Here is a 19957-nt window from a genome sequence, read left to right as displayed (position 1 = left end):
AAGAAACAATATCGTATTATTGTCCCACTAGATTACACAAGAATGGAGTGAACATGGATGTCTGAAATCGAATACGACGACGATCAAGGTGTTTCGGAAAAAAGAAGTCACAGACGCCCAAAAAGAAATACTGTGAGAACGACTGGTATTTTGCAAAACAACCTCGCTGTTGCTCTCACCGCTCACCTCGACCTGGTAAATCTGAACACAGAAGAGGTTGAAGTACGTGTGCAAGTATTGAACTGGGGTAACGCAGTTACGCAAACGAATCCAGTTAGCACCTTGCTTGACATCACGCAATTTATCCCTGCGAATACTCGGACTGCTTTCAATGCGCTGGTCCCCGCTTCTTTCCACTATGAAGTCCGCCTTACCGTAGCAGAAAACAACAGAAATGTCCTTCTCACCACCTATGGCCGTACTTCTATCGGCGGCGGTCAAGTGGTCGGTCTTTCAGTTCTTGACAGTCAATTACAAACTGTCGAAATCGAAACTTGTATTTAACTATTTTGCAGGAAGAAAATGAGGAATTATGGTGAGACGCCATAGTTCCTTTTTTAATCTATTCGCATGCAGGAAAAGGCGTTCGAGACTATCCCAACGCCTTTTTACTTCTACGTCCACGACAAAAAAACTGCCCTCGAAAGGACAGTTTCTTTTAAAAGGAGACTTACAGTTTTACTACGTTCTCAGCTTGTGGGCCACGGTTGCCTTGAACGATGTTGAATTGAACTTTTTGACCTTCGTCCAAAGTTTTGAAACCGTCACCTTGGATTGCGCTGAAGTGAACGAATACATCGTCTCCGCCTTCTACTTGAATGAAACCGAAACCTTTTTCTGCGTTAAACCATTTTACTGTTCCGTTCGTTTGCATTTAAAAAAACCTCCAAAAATTCAATTTGAATATGCTAGTCATATTTACCGAAGCAAATAAAGCTCACATATCATGAAGGAATACCAGATCATGTGCTATGATACGCCTTCATGATATGTGAATTGTACCTACTTAGTAAATATGCGAATGTCATAGGACGGAACTGCAAAATTAAAAACTAAACCTTTTGAAAACCTAAAACAATGAAAGCCCTTCCTCTCTTCCATCCTTGCGGCTCCGATGACCGCGCCAGTGTGAATCGGGGATTCAAAAATGTTATCCATCAGCATACAAACACCTCGATGAATGATTAGGTATCAATTTTTCAAGTAGCAATCTCATTCTACCATGGTTGTCCAACAAAAGCAACCGTTCACCCTTATACTGGGAAGGCGATACTCTGTTACAATAGCAGTGGGAGGGATTTCATTTGCAAAATCAAACTTTGACAACCATTCAATTATCAGAAATGCTTGAAAAGAAAGTGCCTGTACTATTATTGGACGTACGCGACGTCGAGAAATTTACCACCGGCAGCCTCGTTCACGAAAATGCATCGACCCGAAACGTTCCCTATATTCTAATGAAAGAACAGGACAAGCCGTTCGATGAAGAAACCGAAAAACTTGCGAAAAATGTGCAGATTGTTACCGTATGTACAACAGGTAACAAAGCTCAAAAAGCTGCCGCTCTTCTTCGTGAGCATGGTTTTCAAGCAAATGCATTGGAAGGCGGCTTAACCGCATGGAAGGAACAATCAAACGAAGCGAAATGAGCCTAATTTATCAACGATTCTAGCTTTTTACCATATATTACTCCTTTATTTCGATTGGGATTGTCTGATATCGTTGTTCATGCCAAACGAAATAAGCCGAGACTTTCTGAAAAGGAAGTGCGGGGGACTTTTTTGTGGATGAGCAATTCCACATGGGGTGAATCGCCGAATTGGCGTAGGGTTGTTTCCTCAACCCGAATCCGACAACTAACCTCGTAGGCAAAAAAAAGGAGAGATTTGTTTTATGAAACGTTTTGGTTCTGTTACAATCGCGATGACTCTTGGTCTGGGCTTGGCTTTGACAGGCTTTGCTTCTTCTGCTTCCGCAGCATCTAACTGCCCATTGAAGAACGGACAATTCCAATTCAATGTGGGTCAAAATATGGGACAATTCCAAAAAGCACCAAATGCACAACAATTCTATAATTTTTTCCAAAAGCAAGGCTTTGTCCCTGGTCAGCCACAAGCAGTACAGCCAATGCAACAAGGGCAAGCTACACCTGTAAAACCATGCCCACTTCAACCAGGATCTTTTCAACCAGCACCTGTACAACAAGCTCCAGTACAGCAAACACCAGTTCAACCAGCACCAGTTCAAACTGCACCAGCGCAACCTAGCAAAACCGTCACTCAGCCTGCCGCTCCAGCAACTCAAGTGGAACAAGGAAAAACTAGTGATTTTGCGAAACAAGTCGCGGATTTGGTGAACCAAGAACGTGCCAAAGCAGGTCTCAAGCCTGTTCAAATGGACGCAGCTTTGTCCAAAGTAGCGTTGGCAAAAGCACAAGATATGTCTGCTAACAACTATTTTGACCACAACAGCCCAACTTACGGTTCCCCATTTGACATGATGAAGCAGTATGGCATTCAGTACTCGACTGCAGGTGAGAATATCGCCATGGGTCAACAAAGTCCACAAGAAGTTATGCAACAATGGATGAACAGTGAAGGCCACCGCGAAAACATTATGAACCCAGCGTTCACAAAAATTGGTGTAGGCGTCACAAATGGCTACTGGGTACAAGAATTTATCGGATAAAACGCATGGCACGAAACGAAAAGCCGGTGTCTCTTAATTGAGACCCGGCTTTTTCGTGTAGGCGTTATTCTTGCTGTGCTTCAGATGCCTGCTTTTTGGGGGTACAACAGCCGCTATCCTGCTCATCTACCAAAGCAACGTCCTTCTGATGCATTTTTTGTTTGGTTGGGTAAGCAGATACTTGCTGCAGCTCGGCATTGACATCAGACGATTGGTTCATCCGTATGGCCCCCTCGCCGTTTTTTGTGGTGCACCCCTAGTATGCACGCGGTTGTAAACGGCTCATTCCTAAGGAACATTGGAAGCACATGCAAATTCGCCTATCTGCTAATGATATGTTCAAGGTCTTTTAAGGCAGCCGCTGCTGCCGCGACAGGATCTGATTTTCCTCCAACGACTAATAAATCCCCCATGACATCTGTTTCTACCCGTATGGCTTTTGTTGTACCTGATACAGATGCAAATGGATGGGTAAGATCCACCGCACACAGCTCGACTGCCACAGAAAGCGTGCCATTCGCTTCCTTTTGGATCCGTCCGATCAGCTTGGGAATCTTCGTATGCTTTTTCCAGCTCTCGATTTGTAACGAAGTTATTTCGCGAATACTTGCACGTGCGATATCGGTCAGATTTACTTGCGCGCCAAAAGCGGCGTTTGCCAAGATCGTGAGCTTCGAAGCTGTATCCCAACCATCGATATCGTAAGAAGGATCCGGTTCGGCAATCCCCATCTTCTGAGCGAGCTCGACAGCCTCCCCACAGGTGAGCCCCTCCTCCATCATTTTTGTGAGCACGAAGTTAGTCGTTCCCGTAAAAATGCCTTCGACTCGTTTCACTTCACAGCCTGCCAAGTTATACTGCAATAGATCGATCGTCGGCAGAGCTGCTGCTGTTGCTCCACTCACTTTCAACGCGACGCCATGTTTTTTGGCTAGAGTGGCTAAGCCAGAATAATCGACTACAAGCGCGCCTTTTGAAATCGCGATTGCATGTATAGCATTTTCCAATGCATAACGAATAAAAGTAAGACCGGGTCCTCCCTCTTTTTCAGATGGACCAGCCTCGATGAGCACATCCGCTTGAACCGATTTGATAAATTCCAACGCGTTCCACGATGGGTTCCTTGCTTGTTTTGTATGAGCATAGTCTGCCCATTTTCCTGAATCGATTCCGTTCTCATCATAAAGACCGGAAGCCGAACGAACGACTCCCACTAGTCTGACATCCGCTTGATAAAGCTCGCGGTATCGGTTCCGTCGCTGCTCTAGCAGTCTGGCTACTTGCTGTCCAACTGTTCCAAATCCTGTTAACATAATATTCCAACGCTTCATAAGTCAATCTCCTTGCTGTTTATGCTCCATTTATTTCCGCCGTTTTTTTCTACTTTTAGCCTGTATCCGATGCAAATCGTTGCGATTCAGTTTCTTTCCTGTTTTTGCTGAGTAGAGCTCTTCCGTATGATCAATAAACAAAATTCCTTCCAAATGATCCATCTCGTGCTGAATGCACCGAGCCAGGAAATCTTCGGCTTCGATTGTCTTTGTTTCTCCTTGGCGGTTCAACGTCTGAACTTTGACATAATTCGCCCGATGAACGATTCCAAACACACCCGGTATCGAAAGGCAAGCCTCCTGCCCTACCTGCTCACCTGATTTCTCTATCCATACCGGATTGATCAGTTCAATCAAACCGCTACCACAATCCATCACAACCAAACGCTTCGGGATGCCAATCTGGATCGCGGACAAGCCTGCTCGACCTTTCGCAGCGTAAATCGTTTGGGCCATATCATCCAAAATCTTTTCAACCTGTGGAGTAATGGACGGTACTCTTTTTGAAGTTTCACGCAAGATAGAGTCCCCCAGGCGAACGATCCTGCGTTCAGCCATTTTCTTCTCCCTCCCGCATTACTCAGTTTTCGATTTCAAGGTAGCAAATCCGCTCCTCGCTGTCAAAAGGAACCTCGCAAAATCTGAAATATCCCGCCGGGCAAGGGTGACAAATGCATGTAGATACGCTATCTTTATTGGTAAACATAGATGTTTTCAAATGAAGAGGGAGGCTATCATGCATTCATTGGCATCAACGCTGAACCAAACCATCCAGCGGGAAAACCCGCACGTGTATGAAATGCTGTCTGACATCGCGAAACTGATTTACTTCCCAAAAGAAGGAATTCTCAGCCAGTCGGCAGAAGCGAAAGCAAAAGCGAAAAAGTACAACGCCACTATCGGGATTGCACTGGAAAACGGTCAACCGATGCACCTTAAGGTCATCCAGGATAACCTGTCAGCTTACCAGCCAAAAGACATTTACGAATATGCTCCCCCAGCAGGAAAGCCTGAGCTGCGTGCAGCATGGCGTAAAAAAATGATCGAGGAACAGCCTTCACTGGCTAACCATACGTTTAGTAACCCAATCGTTACAAACGCATTGACGCATGGTCTGAGCATCGTATCTGACTTGTTCGCTGATAGTGGCGACAGTGTCATCATCCCGGACAAAAACTGGGAAAACTACGAGCTCACCTTTTCGATCCGCCGTGGTGCGGAAATGGTCTACTACCCATTGTATAACGACGAGATGAAATTTAATGCTACTGCTTTGCGTGATGCCATTCTCGCACAAAAAGACAAAGGCAAAGCCATCGTCGTACTCAACTTCCCGAATAACCCAACTGGCTATACACCGGGTCCAGAGGAAGGAAAACAAATCGTCGCTGCACTCAAAGAAGGTGCAGAGGCTGGAATCAACATTGTCGCGGTGACAGATGACGCATACTTCGGCTTGTTCTTCGAGGACTCGATGCACGAGTCTCTCTTCGCTAACCTGTGCGATGTTCACCCGCGCATTCTGCCTGTAAAAGTTGATGGGGCTACCAAAGAAGATTACGTATGGGGCTTCCGTGTTGGCTTCATTACGTATGCATCTCCATCCAGCGACTTGCTCAGCGCTTTGGAGCAGAAGACAATGGGAATCATCCGCGCGACTCTTTCCAGCGGATCGCATCCTTCCCAAACGTTCGTACTGCACGCAATCACTGCTCCAGAGTACAAAGCACAAAAGCAGGAGAAATTCGATATCATGAAAGGCCGTGCCAACCGCGTCAAGGAAGTGCTCGACAGCGAAAAATACAATGACGTGTGGACCTACTATCCATTCAATTCCGGCTACTTCATGTGCCTCAAACTAAAAACTGTCGAAGCGGAAACATTGCGCCAGCACTTGCTGGAACAGTATGGCGTCGGTACGATCGCTCTCGGTCAAACCGATCTGCGCATTGCCTTCTCTTGCATTGAAGAAGAAAACATTGCTGACTTGTTCGAATTGGTCTACAGTGGTGTGAAAGATTTGGAGAATGCAGTAACCAAATAAATGGAACAACCCCTATTGCAAAAGCGCCTTGACCTCGTGTCAGGGCGTTTTTCGTTTTCTTTCAAAAAAAGACCCGGATACCCTAGAAGTATAAATGCGAGGGTTTCCGAGACCTTTCCATCATGCTATTTCTATTAGCTTTCAATCGACGAACGTCTACGACGTGGCTGCTGTGTACTGATAAAAATGGAGGCGAGCACGAGGATCATCCCCATTCCATGCATCCAAGTAAATGCTTCGTTCAAGGAAAAGACAGCCACGAGAGCAGCACTTATCGGCATCATTCCGGTGAACAAGCCAGCTTTGGAAGCCTCCACCTTCTCCACTCCTTTGTACCAGAGAAAGAAAGATAAGACGCTGGCCGTAAACGCATAGTACACAAGAAGCCACCACACATTTACAGGTATGGCACTCCAATCAAACCGCAAGCTTTCCCAGATCGCAAAGGGAAGAAACAAGACAAAGCTGATGACATTAATCGCAGCTGTCATTTGGAAAGGCGTAATTTTCCCAGAAAGTCTTTTGGCGAAAATCGTAAAGAGCGCTTCGCTGACGACCGCAAAAAATACGAGCAGATTGCCCAGCATACTTATCCAGTTTTGCTCCCCACCGCCTCCAGTGAACGTAATGAAGCTGATGCCTCCCACTGAAAGACCGATCGCCACTAAGCTATTGCCGTGTAATTTTTCCTTGAGAATCCAGAACGAAAACAAAGCGATGCAAGCAGGTACCGTACTCGTAATGATACCGGCTGCAGTAGCGGTCGTCCATTGAACGCCGTACAGCATGCAAATGCTAAACAGAAACACGCCGAAAAACGACTGCCAGAATAATACCTTGCCTTCCTCTCGGCTCCAAGACGTTTTCCATTCCCCACGCATAGCCAGTAGCGGCAATAGGATGACGATCGCGAGCAAAAAGCGCAGCTCCGAAAACAAAAACACAGGAACATGGGAGACAATTTCTTTACCGATGGAGATATTGCTTCCGACCAAGGCCATAGCCAAGGCTAACTGAAAGTAAGCTAACAGCATGTCGACTCGCTTCTCCCTTCAACCTCCTACAATTCTCTACATCTGGCCAAACTGCTCGTGACTATCCTGCGTTTTGCCATTCTTTTTGAGATGATGGGATCTTTTTCGTCTTTTTCTCTGCTGCCCCCACCAGCCAGGAACCAAACGGCAGTTTTCCCAGCCCATATGATATGACAAAAGAAAGAATGGAGCACAAGACGAATGCTACCATACTTCCCCACACGCCCGTGTGAAAAAGCTGAAGCTCGCGCAAAATCTTCATCAAGTACGTCAAGATCAGCGCATGAATCAAATAAGCTCCGTACGAATATTTCCCAAGGAGACCAAACCAATGTGTCCATTTGGACTGCTTTTTGCTCATCCATAGGCAGAGAGAATACACAGCCAATAAACAAGCCATCGTATAGAGGAACATCGACGGTTTCAAGGATGTCGCTACGTTTAAATTGATCTGGCCTTGCCCTGAATCACGGAAAAGTTCATAGCCAATGACTGCGTACAGGACACCCACCGAAACGATGATCCATTGCCAGTATCTTTTCAGGAGTGCGCGAAATGCGGGCAACGTGAAGGCGACCAAGCCACCGAATAAAAAGTAATAGAAATAATAAAACGCATTTCGATCGCGGTATTTGATGAAATAGGTATCAAGCCAATTCATATCGAAACGGAAACCGTGCGCCGGGATGTACCGCGCTGAAAACCACATGAGACCCCCATAAACCAATCCGGAGACACCAAGAGCAACAACGAGACGGAAGCGGCTTGTCACGAATCTGCGGAAAAGTTCAAATACTCTTTGCCAAAACGGATACAAAAGATAGAACTGAAAAATCATCACGACGAACCACAGATGATACGAGGACGTCCCTGTCAGGAACATTTTGCTTACATTCCAAACGAACGCTGCTCCCTCACCCAAAGGCTTCTCCATCAAGAAAAGATAGACCACTGACCATATTCCATACGGAACCAAAATCTCCGTTATCCGTTTACTCGTGAAGGAAATATAGTTCACTTTTTCGGAGTAGTTGTAAAACAAAACAAGGCCCGTGATGAAAATAAATGCAGGTACCGCGAATTTTAGCAAATGAAACAACATTCCGTAGAAGATCGACACCTGCTCTGTCAGTCCCGGCTCACGGATGTACACACCAATGACATGCTGATAGACCACAGCCAAGAATGCAAAGGCCCGGATTAGATCCAACTCACCAATTCGTTCTTTTCGAGCCATAATCAAATACCAGATCCTTCCTTTTTCTGAAAAAAGTGCTACCTCCCATCTTACCGACCAAAAGTCAGTCTGGCAAGCCTCAAATCCAAAAGACTGATACCCCTATGGACGGGTATCAGTCACTACTTCCCACCTTGATCCGAAGATAGATCCACTAGACGTCGAATCGGCCAAATAAGACTTTGTACTCCACGTGAATACAAGGCTAGATGCGGAGAATCCGTGAGTGGGATTGACAGGTTTTCGGTCATCGCGTTTTCACGAATATGAAAGGCTGTCTCCTGTAGCTGCCACGGTTCGTGCACCACATCCGCATACATCATTTGCTTCGTTCTGTTACACCTGCAAAAGAGCGTGTATCGCTCCGTCAGCCAATATATCAGCGTTCCTTCTTTGGCGAAAAATCTGTCAGCGAGAGGCTGGTAGCTGCCTTCGAACCAGGGAGAGTGAGGTAGACCAGATAGACGTCGAGAGGTAAAATCGATCCGATCCCCTTGGTGATGAAAAGCCATTTGGGCCCGATAATAAGGCAGCCGGTACCAAAATTTCGCAATCTTGATTACTAGCGGATTCGACGTATCCAACGATAGAAAATACACGCCCGTCTTCCCTTTCGCCTTCACATACGTCCGGACATTGATTTCAGGGAAAGTCGTCGTGAATGGTACGGATGGCATCCGCCGCAAACGCACTCCACTCAGCAAAAACGGGATAATACTGATCCATGCCTTGCCATCGTATGTATCGAGCTCAAGTCCTGCTGGAATGAGCGCTTTGATAGCCGCTGGGGAAATCGCCCAATGTAAAAAAAGAAGATGCTCCCACGTCTGCGTCATAGTCCATCCGTTATACTCTGCAGCCGACTTGATTTGGATGATCCTCTGTTCGATACGAATCCCTCCCATTCATACATCGATCAAGCTGTTTAACTGGAAGAGGATGATTGATAGGCAAGGGGTACTTTTGTCACCTTGCTCGTCATCTCATCGAGTGAGACGAGATCCGCAGCCGTAACTTCACGAAGAGACGTTTTCCCCAGCGCAAGGATGGCAATTTCCATCTCATCCACAAACGAAAGAAAAAAATTAGCCAAGTATTTCGTGGCTGAATCGGGGTCAAATTTGTTTTTCAAGCTCCCTGGATAGGTGGTCAGCTCTGTTGGTGGTTCCCACGGTAATGCTTTTGTCACCTGATCATGAGTCATCGCCCACAAAACAGCCGTCCCCATAAATATGCCGTCTGCTCCCAAAGCAATAGCTTTCAAGCACTCACCCGGGGTATTATATCCGCCCCCAGACAATAAGGTAATTCGTTCTTTCACACCTTTTTTCTTCAAATAACGCACGGCCCGGGTCAGCGCATAAATGGTAGGCAAACCGAAATCATCCTCCAGGATGGGAGGTCCACCTTTTGTCCCCGCTTGTCCGCCATCAATACTGATAAAATCTACACCGGCCTGGATTACAATCTCCAGGTCTTTTTCAAGAATGGCACTGGCACAAATTTTGACACCAATCGGAACGCCGCCTGTTATGGTGCGCAACTTGTCTACGAGCTTCTTAAGATCCTCCGGCTTCGATACTTCAGGATGCCGCGAGGGAATGACGATGATTTCTTCATCCTGAACCCCCATGATTTCAGCAGCCCTTCCCTGGATATATTCAGCGGGGATAAAGCTCGCGGCAGCTGCAGTCGCCCCTTGCCCAAAATGGATTTCGATGGCGTCCGCCTGTCGCAAAATTCCTGGCTCCTTTGCCCATTTTCCCGAGTTGTATTGGAGTATCAGATGTTTGGCGAATTTCCTTTCTTCCGGCAGTAAGGGACCTTCACCCGTATTCGTCAAAGTCCCCACGGCGGCCGTTCCTTTTGCAATCGCGATTTTCACATCCTCACTTACACCGATACCGTATCCCATTGCCCCTGCCATGATCGGAATGTCCAAGATTAACGGCTTTTTTGCCATGGGTCCAATCGTGATATGCATATCCACTTCTGTATCCTCACTCGAAGGCATCTTGGCCAGCTGTGCAGGAGAAAATATCAAGCTATCGAAGTTCAAGAACTTGCGTGGACTTCCGAAAGGACGTTCGATGGCTTGTCCAGTAGCTGCTCGCAAGCTGTTCTCCAGGACGTAGCGCGGACTGACTTTAGTCATTGCGGAGACCATCTCAAAAATATTTTCCGGATAGCGGTCTGACATGAGGCGCTTCATGAACTTGGCGAGCACCCACTGGGTAAGAGGTCGAAAAAGACAGATCAAAAGCAGTCCCACCACGATGAGTGCAGCTATCGATCCTACAAAGGAGCCGATCAAAAACGAAATCCAATTGCCAGCCATCCTCTTTCTCCTTCCTACTGTCAGAGCGCTGCTGCTTGTGACTAGGTATGTGAGATAGGAAAATTTTGCCCCAATCATGCCACTTTTATCCTTCACTTTCCCTGACCGTGGAAGGTAGAAAAAACGCCCAGATTAACTGGACGTTTTCGAGCGAAGCCTTTTCCACAAATAAAAATAACAGGACGTCAGCACAAGCACGACAGCCATTGTCATGATAGTGTCAAATCGCATGAGATCCTCCTTTTCGTTTCATTGGTACAAATTTGCCGTATGTCAAACAGCGCCAAAGCCATTCTGCAGGACCAAACTGATAGTTGGCGAGCCACCAGCGACTAACGAAGATTTGCGCAGTGAAAATCACCAAGCTAAACACCAATCCGAGAGCCAACCCAGGCGTTCCGTACAAATGTCCAACACGCACAATCAATACAACGATGATGGTTTGGCTCAAGTAGTTGCTTAACGCCATTCTGCCTACCGGTTCCAAATGCTTCAGCATGCGCTTGGCTCTCTCTTTCCGATACAGAAGCAAAAGTGAAGTAATGTAAAAAGCGCTCAGGGAAAGACCGCTCCAGGTAACAAATGTCTGAACGGCAATCGAGATCGAGGCTGGAAATGTAACAATGCCGAATTGAATAAGCGGAATCATCGGTACAAGCACAGTACTCAAGCCCAGCGCAATCCACCATACGCGGCGAATGGCCGGAATAAATTCTTCCGTCCTCTCAAATACTCCCCGCTTGGCTGCCAGAAATCCGAATAAAAAGAGCGGCAGAACAGAAAGGATAACAATAAACTCAAGGGAGAGAACAACCGGAATTTCGTTAGCAACCCGGAATTGCAACCACTCGATGATCGACCCATTGCTATAAGCATCGATTGCTTTTTGTATGAGCGGTGATTGATCTGGCATAGGAACGAGGTCCTCAGGAACGGTCAGCATCAGAGCAGACAATGCCTGCATACCGATCAAGAGCGTCCACGCCCATCTTTTGATCGTCTTTTCTTGCCTGTGATAAAACAACAACAGAAGAAAACCAGCTAGGGCGTACGTATGAAGAATGTCTCCATACCAGAGGAAAACAAGATGTGCCATCCCCACAATCAGCAGAACCAATATTCTGCGAGTAAACAGACTCTGATAAGGCAGCTGTTTGCTCTCGGCACGATGCATAAACAGAAAAAAGCCTACCCCAAACAAAAACGAGAAGATGGTGTAAAACTTCGTCTGTACAAACATGTTAAACAAGAGCCGTATCCAACCATCCATTTCTGAATGGGTATTGACCATCCCTGCATCTGGTAAGAACATGATGGGATACAAAAATGACGGCATATTCACCAGCAAGATCCCCAAGAGGGCAAAGCCTCTAATCCCGTCTAGCTGCCGAATTCGCTCACCTTCCGCAACAGGTGCAACTTTCACGTCAATGAACCTCCTCAACTGCTCCTTAGGCTTTAACACTTTTAATACGAATGAACCTCAAAAAAAGTAACAAAATTCTTCTTCTACAACAAAAGAGCTTCGCGAAAACGAAGCTCTCTTACGTGCTGCCTTATTCTGATGGGGAAGTCTTTGTTCCTGTTCCTGTGCGGTTTGTCTTATTCCGAAAATCGAGCAAAACACCGACAAAACCAGCAAATATTGCGGGCATGATCCACCCGGCGCCTTCCTTATAAAAAGGAAGAACACCCAAGATATCATTCCAGCTCTGATTAAAAAACGTAAGATTCATCAAATCCACGACACCAAAAACCGTCACAACTGCGACAGTCGTCATATACACAGACGAATGCGCAGGTATCCAGCGCTCTAGCAACGCCAACAAAATGAGCACGATAGCAATTGGATAAATTGCGCCCAAAATCGGGACAGATACACTTAAAATCTCCGATAATCCCAAGTTTGCGACTCCCATGCTCAGGACACAGAGAATCACTGCCCATCCTCTGTAGGACAAACCTTTGAATCGTCCATGAAAGTATTGGCTGCAAGAAGTTACGAGTCCAATCGATACACAAAGGCAAGCGACGGTAAAGATGACACCAAGAATCAGCGTACCGCTTGTCCCAAATAGCTGCCTCATGATAGCTGTCAGGAGCAGTCCGCCATTCTCCGGCCTACCTAAAGAGGCACCGGATGAACCGAGCAATCCCAAAATGACATAGATGAATGTCAGCAACATACCTGCTCCGAGACCTGCTTTGATCATATTCGCAGACAGTTGCTTTTTGTCTTCGATTCCCTTGCTCCGCAGTGTATTGGCGATTACGATACCAAATACAAGTGCAGCCAAAGCATCCATTGTTAAATACCCGTCCAGAAAACCTTGCACAACTGGATTGGTGGCATATTTTCCTGCTGGTACCCCCGTTGGACCCAGTGGTGTGAATAAGCTCTTAATGTAGATCAATGCAATCATGGTCAACAATGCAGGAGTCAGTATTTTCCCAAAGCGATCAATCAATTTGGAAGGTGTCAGACTAAACCAAAAGACAATGCCAAAAAATACGACCGTATAGAAGAAAAGACTCCAGGTGGAATCAGCGGCTTGTGCCGGCAAAAACGGCGCCATTCCCATCTCGTACGCGAGACTGCCTGCACGCGGGATAGCAAGTGCGGGTCCAATCGACACATAAATCAAAATAGGAAAAATAAGAGCAAAGCTTGGATGAACACGACTCGCTAATTGGTAAAAGCTCCCTGCTTTTGCGATGGCAATTACCCCAAGGATGGGAAGACCGACAGCCGATAATACAAAGCCTGCAATCGACAGCCAAACATAGGAACCAGCCTCTTGACCCAGATAGGGTGGAAAAATAAGGTTTCCTGCACCAAAAAACATCGAAAACAGCATAAAACTGACCAGCAACATTTCTTTCTTAGACAAGGTTATCATTGATGTATATATTACCTCCCACCTTATTGAGAGGCATTCTATCAACTTTTGCGTTCCTTCGCTAGTAGCAACGCCATAGTTGTAATTGCAAGATCATTATCATTTTTCCCGCAATAATTGAGAGTAGAAAAACAAAGGAAACCACCTGCCATATCTTAGTGTTTGAACATCGACAAGTGGTTTTCCTCTTATCGTTTTCTCATGGAGACAATTCGTTTGTAAAAGGACTGATCCTCTAGCTTTTGAAAGAGAGAAAGAGAGGGGCGGAAGTTGGCTTCAATAATCCATGGTTTGCCATCCATATCAATCCCTAAGTCTAAACCGATCTCCCGGAGTGTCGGATAGGCTCTTCCCAATCGATTAGCTACCGCCGTAGCTACCATGCGGATATCACGCAAGAGATGCGGACCTGCTTCTATATTCGACAGCTTGATTGCCGTGCCGACGGGTAAAACTTTTCCACGGCTGCGAGCTACATTTGTCACAACATAGCCCGGACCTGCAAGCTTAGCACACCACCCTGTTATGAGCCATGGCTCCTTGTTGCTCCTACGCTGGATCATGACTCGCACATCAAAAGGCTTGCCGTTGATTCTACCGAGCGGGATACGTGGCTGGAGTAGGTATGTTTTTGGCCGAAACAGCGATTCCACGTATCGGATCGTGGCCTCTTTCCCCTCTACGAGACGCTGACGACTCCCACTATGGACCAAAAACTTCTCTTCTCCTCGGGCCGTTACTTGAATAATTCCTGCCCCACCGCCGCCTCCCGAAGGCTTCAGCATCACGTGTGTAAACTCCTCTGCATACTCCCATAGCTCTTCAGGAGAGTACACGCGGGTTTTGGGCAAATACTCCTGCAACAGTTCGTCTTTGACCATGTGCTTATGCTTGCCCCATTTTCCTACGTTTGGCGGTTTTATGGCAATGTCTCTCCATTCTTTATCAGATGATGCTCCTCTATTTTCGTGATACGATTCTGTTCATCCACAAACACGACCTTGGGAACGAGCTGTTCGATCTCGGTTTCATCGTACATGCCCATACTCAAAATGATGACTAGATCTCCTGGCGAGAAGAGGTGGGCAGGTGGACCGTTCAGACAGATGACTCCGCTACCCGATGCCCCCGGTAACACGTATGTTTTCCAGCGCGTGGCATTACGCAAACTGGTTACTTGCACGATTTCATAAGGCTTGATATCTGCCGCATCCATGAGAGCAACGTCAATTGTGATACTCCCCACGTAATCCAGTTCGGCCTGCGTAACTGTCGCCCTGTGAATTTTTCCTTTGCACATGTGTCGTTGCATAGGCGGTTCACTCCTTTCCAAACCCATGACATTAGTCTATGTGCGATGTATTGTCCATGAAACCTCCCGCGATAGGAAATCTGGTTAGGGGACATGATACGCAGCTTGCAAATCGACTCCATAGGTGCGGCATAATTGGCTTAGTTCTTTCGTCAGATTCGCTTCGAAAGGAATACCGTTTTCCAAACGTTCTTGCTTTTTTCGGCTCTCGATCTCCCCAGGAATGAAAATTTCGGATACCCCTTCCTTCGTAGGTACGCTTTTCACCTCACGAATGTATGCATCCATACTGGCACAAAAATCGGTCAGTGGCATAAATCTCTCAATGTCCACCATCAAAAATAGATGTCCAACGTTTTGTGGATCGTTCCAATTGTCATACAGGCTTTTTACGTGTGGTCCCGTTGCTGCACCCGTTAGCAGCCCACATAAGATATCGATGAACATCGCCAATCCATAACCCTTTGCTCCCCCGATCGGCAAAAGTGAGCCTAGCAAGGCTTGTGCGGGATCAGTTGTTTCCTTTCCAGTGGGATCGATGGCCCAATCGGCAGGAATCGTTTCCCCTTTTTTAACGGCTAAGGCGATTTTTCCCCTGGCAGCGACACTCGTAGCCATATCTAACAAAAAGGATGGCTCTTCCCCTGCTGGTATTCCCACAGCAATTGGGTTTGTTCCGAAAAAAGGGCGCATCCCTCCTGTAGGTGCCATTGCTTCGGGGGCATTGGAAAGGACAAGAAGAATCCTTCCTTCTGCGATCGCTCGTTCTGCATAGTACGAACAGGAGCCAAAGTGGTTGGAATGACGAACACCAACTACCCCTATTCCCATTTGGCCTGACAACTTGATCGCTTCTTCCAAAGCCGCCACCCCTACTACCGCCCCCAACTGGTTTTTGCCGTCTACAAGTGCGGTTGCTCCCTCCTGTTTCCATATCACTGGTACATCGTTCAATTCAATCAGGCCTGCTTCGATTCGTTGGATATAAATCGGCAACCTCGCCAAACCATGGGACTCGATGCCGCGCAAATCAGCATGGACGAGAGATTCTGCGACAAACCTTGCATGCTCACGTCTGGCACCTGCCTGTACTAGCACTTCTGTTACGACTTGCTCCAAACGCTTCCAATGAAAGAGTGCAGGGTGCATCTTCTCTTTTTCCCCTCCTTCACCGCTGTTCTGTACTTCGCCTGCTTCCTAATCTGAATATAGATATGTCACCCGCTGAATGACCGCTACAGGCATTGACCCAGTTCAATTGACGATCAACGCAAAAAAGGAGCTCCCGATAGTGGGGCTCCTTTTTTGCTTGATTCTTATTCATAACTGGCCAGTATCGTAATGATCTGGTCCTGCATCTTGGTGAATAGCTCTTCATCCTCGACATAGCCATTAAACATAATCGAAACGATGAGCTTTTCCCCGGCTTTGGTTGTGATATAGCCCGACAGTGTATTTACACCCGTCATCGAACCTGTTTTCGCATGAAGATTATTAGCCGCGGGTGTGTCCTTCAAGCGGTTTTTCAGCGTTCCATCCATTCCAGCTATGGGTAAAGATTCATCATAAGTGGTAAATGATGATTCCTTGTTCATTCCCTCAAGTACAGATGCGATCTGCCGAGCAGAAATAAGATTGTAGCGCGTTAATCCTGATCCATCCATCATGTCGAAGGTGGTACTCCCGCCGAGCGAAGATACGGTTTCCATGACGACCTCTGCCCCAGCCACTGCGCTCCCTTTCCCTTTCTTTACAGCTCCGAGTGTCTTGAGGAGCATTTCGGCGTAGTAATTGTCACTGCGCTTGTTGAGGTACTGAACGATATCCTTCAACGGCAGCGACTCAAATTGTGTCCATTTCACCGCTGCTGAAGGAACTGGCTGGATCAACACTTCGCTTTTCGGAGCAAACGTAATTCCATGCTGTTCCAACGTTTCCTTCAGCACGGTCCCCACGTACTTGGCTGGCTCTTCTACAGGTACGCGCTCGTAATCGCCTTCGTGATCTAGTGGGAGGTTCCCTGACAGCCTGATGGTATTTGTGCCACGGCCACGCAGAATAGCAAACGTATTTTCTTCCCCTTTTTGTACGGTCTTGGCTTCATTGATCACTTGCACATACGCTGTTTTGGGGAGCACGTTGATATCCACTGGTTCACCAGCATCGTTAGCAGGCTTGAATTCGATCATAACCGTCCCACGGTTCAATGCTAGAGCCCCAATGGTCGGGTTGTAATAATAGCTCTCGTCATCCCATGCCCAGCCGAGGCCAAGCCGTTGTTGGTCAAAGTAGCTTTCATCCATCACGAGATTCCCGTTGATACGCGTGATTCCTTGTTGCTTGAGCCACCCTGCTATTTTTTCAATCGACACACCTTCCTGTACCTGCAACGCATTCTCTGTGTGCAAAGTAGGGTCACCGTATCCTTTCACATACAGATTGCCTTTTTGTACTCCCGGAGAGGGGATCGGTGCGTCTCCATACAGCTCTGTTTTGAATACGTAATCCGAACCAAGCTGATTCAACGCTGTGGCAGTTGTCAACAACTTCAGATTCGAAGCAGGGGTAAGCAGTGTGTCCGCATCCCTCTCGTATAAGACGGGATCACCTGTTGCATCCAATGATTTGATCATGATGCCTGCCGTTACACCTGCTGCTTCCGGCGTATCGAGGATAGGATCGATCAAAGCAGAAAGTTCGTACGTCTTTTTCTCTGGAGGGCGGAATCCTTCCGGTGCTGCGATATCCGGATAGGTTGTTAACAAAATGCCGATTTGATCCTGTAGGTCCCTCGCATACTTCGATTTATAGATGCCGTTGATCAGAATCGAAAAGGCCAGCTTATGACCATTTTTTGCCGTGACATAGCCAGACATCGTGTTAACTCCACTTAACGAACCTGTCTTCGCAAACAAATTCTTTTCCGCACTGGTTCCTTTCATGCGGTTTTTCAAGGTGCCGTCCACTCCTGCGATTGGGAGTGATTTTTCTAGCTCCGTTCGATATTCTTGCTCCTGTAAAAAGATGAGGGCTTCGATCATTTGTTCAGGAGTGATCATATTAAATCTCGATAACCCCGAGCCATCTACCTGGCGAAATCCTGACTCAATGCCAGCGCGCTTCATCACGTCCGCTACCGCTTCACTGCCTGCGTCAAAGCTACCCTCGCTTTTCTGGGTAACCCCCAGCGTCTTTACAAGCATTTCCGCATAGAAGTTGTCACTATCCTTGTTGAGCTCCACCGTGATCTCATCCAACGGTTTAGACAAGTGGGTATAGAGCGGCACTCCGCGTTGCAGCACGGTTTTTTTCACTTCTATCTTCGGATGTAAGGCAATCCCTTGTTTCAGCAACTGATCCTTCCACAGATCGCCCACATAAAAAGCCGGGTCTTCCATCGTAACATCTTCCTCATAGGGAGCTGCTTGCATCCCAATCGTACCGGATACGATGATTTCATTTTTTCCGCGCGGACGCTCGACGAGCACGTTGCTCTCCTTGCCCTCTGTCGTCTTCAACTGGTTTGTGACTGTTATGTATGTCGTAGCCGGATTCATGGTCAGGATGGGGGCATCGTTCACCGTTTTACCAGGGGTTGCGGTTAAGGTCGTAAAGTTTTTGTTTACGGCTAATCCACTGACCTGAGCGCTGTACCCATACGGTTCGTCATCCCACATCCAGCTCGTGCCCAATCTGGTCTCATCGAAATAGCTGTCATCGAGAAGCAGGTTTCCATTGATTCGTTTCATCCCCAAATCCTTGATAGCTTTTGCCATTTGTTGCAAATCGTCTGGGGTCAGGCTAGGGTCCCCATAGCCTTTTAAAATCAAATCTCCTTGCAAAACGCCTCCGTTATTTACCTCTCCCGAAACAAACACCTCGGTCTTCCATTGATAATCCGGCCCCAGTTTATCCAGACCCGCAATGGTCGTAAACAGCTTCATGTTGGAAGCCGGGATAAAATTACGTTCGGCATTGTGTTTATATACGTACTTTTTGTCGGTTAGATCGTAGACCGCGATTCCAGCGTACATCCCCTTGCTATTCTCATCGTTTTTCAAATCGGCGAGGAATTTTTCTATGCTGAGTGCCAGAGGACTAGAAGAAGCGACCTCTTCCTTGGCTAGTGCAGGCGAAGCTGCTACCTGCAACAAGAGAGCCAACACGAAAAACCACGTACCGACACGTCGAAAAGCAAACAAATGATTCATGATAACCTCCTTGTCATAGTCTGGGCGATTTCAGCCAACAAATCACAGTACGCCATCATGATAACACGTATTCTATCTATTCGGAATATTACCATTATACTAAAAGTCTACAGGCATGAACGATCCCCATTCTGTTTATACTACCTTCAAGACTTCTTTTGTTTGGAGGAAATGGTTTCATGTTCTATCGATTGCTGTTCTGTCTGTCACTTCTCTGCGTCTTTTCATTCCCCGTCCATGCCCAAATCGATATTGGACGTGTACAAGTAGATCCCTCACCGTATCCTTCTCTGACGGAGCTTGTAAAAAGATCAGACTTGATCGTCATCGTGAGGGTAGACAGTGCCCATCGAGCGTATCCAACAGGACGCACCATTCCCCAAGGCAAGATCGTGAACTACACACAAAAAGTACAGGTAAATAGGGCCATAAAAGGCTCGGCATCCAGACTATTGACTGTAATTAGCACTGGCGTAGAGCCGCTCCCTGATGCCTCTAGTCCGCTCAACCTGCAATATCCTGGGCCGCTGGCGGAAGGGAATTATTTATTGTTTTTGCGAAAAGTGAGCGGACCGCAGCTGTACAGTATAGCTGGCCTCTGGCAAGGCGTTTATCCGATCTATCAAGGAAAAACGATTGCCCTGTCCAATCTTGGCTTTACGGAGTTGAATCAGCTGTCACAAGAAGAAGTCGTCCGAAAAATAACAGCGATAGCTCGCTAACGCCACAGCAAAAAACCGCTCTTGTAAACGAGCGGTTTTTTGAGGTTCCCATTATGTGCTGTTAGTTGCGCATCACGTAGATGAAAATCACCATAGACACAGCACAAGCGAGTACGCTGAGAATAAAACCCCAGATCACC

At 46.9% G+C, this 19957-nt stretch carries 19 protein-coding genes and 1 riboswitch; of the genes, 5 read left to right on the top strand and 14 right to left on the bottom strand.

Going from position 1 to position 19957, the window contains the following annotated elements; translation table 11 throughout:
• Positions 1-57: 57 nt before the first annotated feature.
• On the top strand, positions 58-504 hold the full coding sequence (locus ACQ5DJ_RS05475) for a hypothetical protein (protein WP_429841545.1): 447 nt from the start codon (positions 58-60) through the stop codon (positions 502-504).
• Between the two features lie 166 nt (positions 505-670).
• Here ACQ5DJ_RS05475 and ACQ5DJ_RS05470 read toward each other — a convergent pair whose 3' ends face one another.
• Positions 671-874 (bottom strand): cold-shock protein, encoded by a 204-nt coding sequence (locus ACQ5DJ_RS05470; protein WP_007729289.1) that lies wholly within the window; start codon positions 872-874, stop codon positions 671-673.
• Positions 875-1304: 430 nt separating this feature from the next.
• Here ACQ5DJ_RS05470 and ACQ5DJ_RS05465 point away from each other — a divergent pair, with 430 nt between their 5' ends.
• Together ACQ5DJ_RS05465 and ACQ5DJ_RS05460 are read left to right on the top strand one after the other, a co-directional pair.
• Positions 1305-1649 (top strand): rhodanese-like domain-containing protein, encoded by a 345-nt coding sequence (locus ACQ5DJ_RS05465; RefSeq protein WP_429841544.1) that lies wholly within the window; start codon positions 1305-1307, stop codon positions 1647-1649.
• 84 nt (positions 1650-1733) lie between these two features.
• Positions 1734-1886, top strand: a riboswitch (cyclic di-AMP (ydaO/yuaA leader).
• A gap of 7 nt (positions 1887-1893) precedes the next feature.
• Positions 1894-2688, top strand: coding sequence for a CAP domain-containing protein (locus ACQ5DJ_RS05460; protein WP_429841543.1), 795 nt, complete (start codon positions 1894-1896; stop codon positions 2686-2688).
• A gap of 64 nt (positions 2689-2752) precedes the next feature.
• On the opposite strand, the gene ACQ5DJ_RS05455 is transcribed toward ACQ5DJ_RS05460, so the two are convergent.
• The 3 genes from ACQ5DJ_RS05455 to def all read right to left on the bottom strand — a co-directional run bounded on the left by ACQ5DJ_RS05455 (position 2753) and on the right by def (position 4577).
• Positions 2753-2908 (bottom strand): hypothetical protein, encoded by a 156-nt coding sequence (locus ACQ5DJ_RS05455; RefSeq protein ID WP_429841542.1) that lies wholly within the window; start codon positions 2906-2908, stop codon positions 2753-2755.
• A 100-nt stretch (positions 2909-3008) separates the two neighbouring features.
• Positions 3009-4019 carry a homoserine dehydrogenase gene (locus ACQ5DJ_RS05450; RefSeq protein WP_429841541.1) on the bottom strand — a complete coding sequence of 337 codons (1011 nt, stop codon included), beginning with the start codon at positions 4017-4019 and terminating at the stop codon, positions 3009-3011.
• A gap of 30 nt (positions 4020-4049) precedes the next feature.
• Positions 4050-4577, bottom strand: coding sequence for a peptide deformylase (gene def, locus ACQ5DJ_RS05445; RefSeq protein WP_429841540.1), 528 nt, complete (start codon positions 4575-4577; stop codon positions 4050-4052).
• Positions 4578-4755: 178 nt separating this feature from the next.
• Between def and ACQ5DJ_RS05440 the strand changes: the two genes are divergently transcribed.
• Positions 4756-6063 carry an aminotransferase class I/II-fold pyridoxal phosphate-dependent enzyme gene (locus ACQ5DJ_RS05440; protein WP_144615239.1) on the top strand — a complete coding sequence of 436 codons (1308 nt, stop codon included), beginning with the start codon at positions 4756-4758 and terminating at the stop codon, positions 6061-6063.
• A gap of 134 nt (positions 6064-6197) precedes the next feature.
• On the opposite strand, the gene ACQ5DJ_RS05435 is transcribed toward ACQ5DJ_RS05440, so the two are convergent.
• The 10 genes from ACQ5DJ_RS05435 to dacB form a co-directional block, all read right to left on the bottom strand.
• On the bottom strand, positions 6198-7097 hold the full coding sequence (locus ACQ5DJ_RS05435; RefSeq protein ID WP_429841539.1) for a DMT family transporter: 900 nt from the start codon (positions 7095-7097) through the stop codon (positions 6198-6200).
• 61 nt (positions 7098-7158) lie between these two features.
• Positions 7159-8334, bottom strand: coding sequence for an acyltransferase (locus tag ACQ5DJ_RS05430; RefSeq protein ID WP_429841666.1), 1176 nt, complete (start codon positions 8332-8334; stop codon positions 7159-7161).
• Positions 8335-8456: 122 nt separating this feature from the next.
• Entirely contained in the window at positions 8457-9239 is a 783-nt protein-coding gene (locus ACQ5DJ_RS05425) for a YqjF family protein (protein WP_429841538.1), read from the bottom strand.
• Between the two features lie 20 nt (positions 9240-9259).
• The gene (locus tag ACQ5DJ_RS05420; protein WP_429841537.1) at positions 9260-10672 is read right to left on the bottom strand and encodes an FMN-binding glutamate synthase family protein; all 1413 of its coding nucleotides are present in this window, start codon (positions 10670-10672) and stop codon (positions 9260-9262) included.
• Positions 10673-10892: 220 nt separating this feature from the next.
• On the bottom strand, positions 10893-12098 hold the full coding sequence (locus ACQ5DJ_RS05415; protein ID WP_429841536.1) for a DUF418 domain-containing protein: 1206 nt from the start codon (positions 12096-12098) through the stop codon (positions 10893-10895).
• 130 nt (positions 12099-12228) lie between these two features.
• Positions 12229-13572, bottom strand: coding sequence for a branched-chain amino acid transport system II carrier protein (gene brnQ, locus ACQ5DJ_RS05410; RefSeq protein WP_429841535.1), 1344 nt, complete (start codon positions 13570-13572; stop codon positions 12229-12231).
• A 188-nt stretch (positions 13573-13760) separates the two neighbouring features.
• Positions 13761-14495, bottom strand: coding sequence for a YheC/YheD family protein (locus ACQ5DJ_RS05405; RefSeq protein WP_429841665.1), 735 nt, complete (start codon positions 14493-14495; stop codon positions 13761-13763).
• Positions 14492-14884 (bottom strand): aspartate 1-decarboxylase, encoded by a 393-nt coding sequence (panD, locus tag ACQ5DJ_RS05400; RefSeq protein WP_429841534.1) that lies wholly within the window; start codon positions 14882-14884, stop codon positions 14492-14494. Before panD ends, ACQ5DJ_RS05405 begins: the two co-directional genes overlap by 4 nt.
• Positions 14885-14968: 84 nt before the next feature.
• The gene (locus tag ACQ5DJ_RS05395) at positions 14969-16033 is read right to left on the bottom strand and encodes an Ldh family oxidoreductase (RefSeq protein ID WP_429841533.1); all 1065 of its coding nucleotides are present in this window, start codon (positions 16031-16033) and stop codon (positions 14969-14971) included.
• Between the two features lie 167 nt (positions 16034-16200).
• Positions 16201-19095: a D-alanyl-D-alanine carboxypeptidase/D-alanyl-D-alanine endopeptidase gene (dacB, locus tag ACQ5DJ_RS05390; RefSeq protein ID WP_429841532.1), complete on the bottom strand. Its 2895-nt coding sequence runs from the start codon at positions 19093-19095 to the stop codon at positions 16201-16203.
• Positions 19096-19274: 179 nt separating this feature from the next.
• On the opposite strand from dacB, the gene ACQ5DJ_RS05385 reads away from it, so the two are divergent.
• The gene (locus ACQ5DJ_RS05385; RefSeq protein WP_429841531.1) at positions 19275-19817 is read left to right on the top strand and encodes a hypothetical protein; all 543 of its coding nucleotides are present in this window, start codon (positions 19275-19277) and stop codon (positions 19815-19817) included.
• Positions 19818-19957: the final 140 nt, after the last annotated feature.

Source organism: Brevibacillus sp. FIR094, assembly GCF_050477165.1.
Taxonomy (GTDB): domain Bacteria; phylum Bacillota; class Bacilli; order Brevibacillales; family Brevibacillaceae; genus Brevibacillus.
The sequence above is the reverse complement of the archived record's forward strand: the minus strand, read 5'-3'. Positions and strand labels throughout refer to the sequence as shown.

Bases quoted from the DNA above. Each gene is read 5' to 3' on its own strand.
- ACQ5DJ_RS05420 (WP_429841537.1), bottom strand. From the start codon at position 10,672: ATGGCTGGCAATTGGATTTCGTTTTTGATCGGCTCCTTTGTAGGATCG.
- ACQ5DJ_RS05385 (WP_429841531.1), top strand. From the start codon at position 19,275: ATGTTCTATCGATTGCTGTTCTGTCTGTCACTTCTCTGCGTCTTTTCA.
- ACQ5DJ_RS05435 (WP_429841539.1), bottom strand. From the start codon at position 7,097: ATGCTGTTAGCTTACTTTCAGTTAGCCTTGGCTATGGCCTTGGTCGGA.
- dacB (WP_429841532.1), bottom strand. From the start codon at position 19,095: ATGAATCATTTGTTTGCTTTTCGACGTGTCGGTACGTGGTTTTTCGTG.
- def (WP_429841540.1), bottom strand. From the start codon at position 4,577: ATGGCTGAACGCAGGATCGTTCGCCTGGGGGACTCTATCTTGCGTGAA.
- ACQ5DJ_RS05460 (WP_429841543.1), top strand. From the start codon at position 1,894: ATGAAACGTTTTGGTTCTGTTACAATCGCGATGACTCTTGGTCTGGGC.
- ACQ5DJ_RS05470 (WP_007729289.1), bottom strand. From the start codon at position 874: ATGCAAACGAACGGAACAGTAAAATGGTTTAACGCAGAAAAAGGTTTC.
- ACQ5DJ_RS05425 (WP_429841538.1), bottom strand. From the start codon at position 9,239: ATGGGAGGGATTCGTATCGAACAGAGGATCATCCAAATCAAGTCGGCT.
- brnQ (WP_429841535.1), bottom strand. From the start codon at position 13,572: ATGATAACCTTGTCTAAGAAAGAAATGTTGCTGGTCAGTTTTATGCTG.
- panD (WP_429841534.1), bottom strand. From the start codon at position 14,884: ATGCAACGACACATGTGCAAAGGAAAAATTCACAGGGCGACAGTTACG.
- ACQ5DJ_RS05455 (WP_429841542.1), bottom strand. From the start codon at position 2,908: ATGAACCAATCGTCTGATGTCAATGCCGAGCTGCAGCAAGTATCTGCT.
- ACQ5DJ_RS05430 (WP_429841666.1), bottom strand. From the start codon at position 8,334: ATGGCTCGAAAAGAACGAATTGGTGAGTTGGATCTAATCCGGGCCTTT.
- ACQ5DJ_RS05475 (WP_429841545.1), top strand. From the start codon at position 58: ATGTCTGAAATCGAATACGACGACGATCAAGGTGTTTCGGAAAAAAGA.
- ACQ5DJ_RS05395 (WP_429841533.1), bottom strand. From the start codon at position 16,033: ATGCACCCTGCACTCTTTCATTGGAAGCGTTTGGAGCAAGTCGTAACA.
- ACQ5DJ_RS05440 (WP_144615239.1), top strand. From the start codon at position 4,756: ATGCATTCATTGGCATCAACGCTGAACCAAACCATCCAGCGGGAAAAC.
- ACQ5DJ_RS05450 (WP_429841541.1), bottom strand. From the start codon at position 4,019: ATGAAGCGTTGGAATATTATGTTAACAGGATTTGGAACAGTTGGACAG.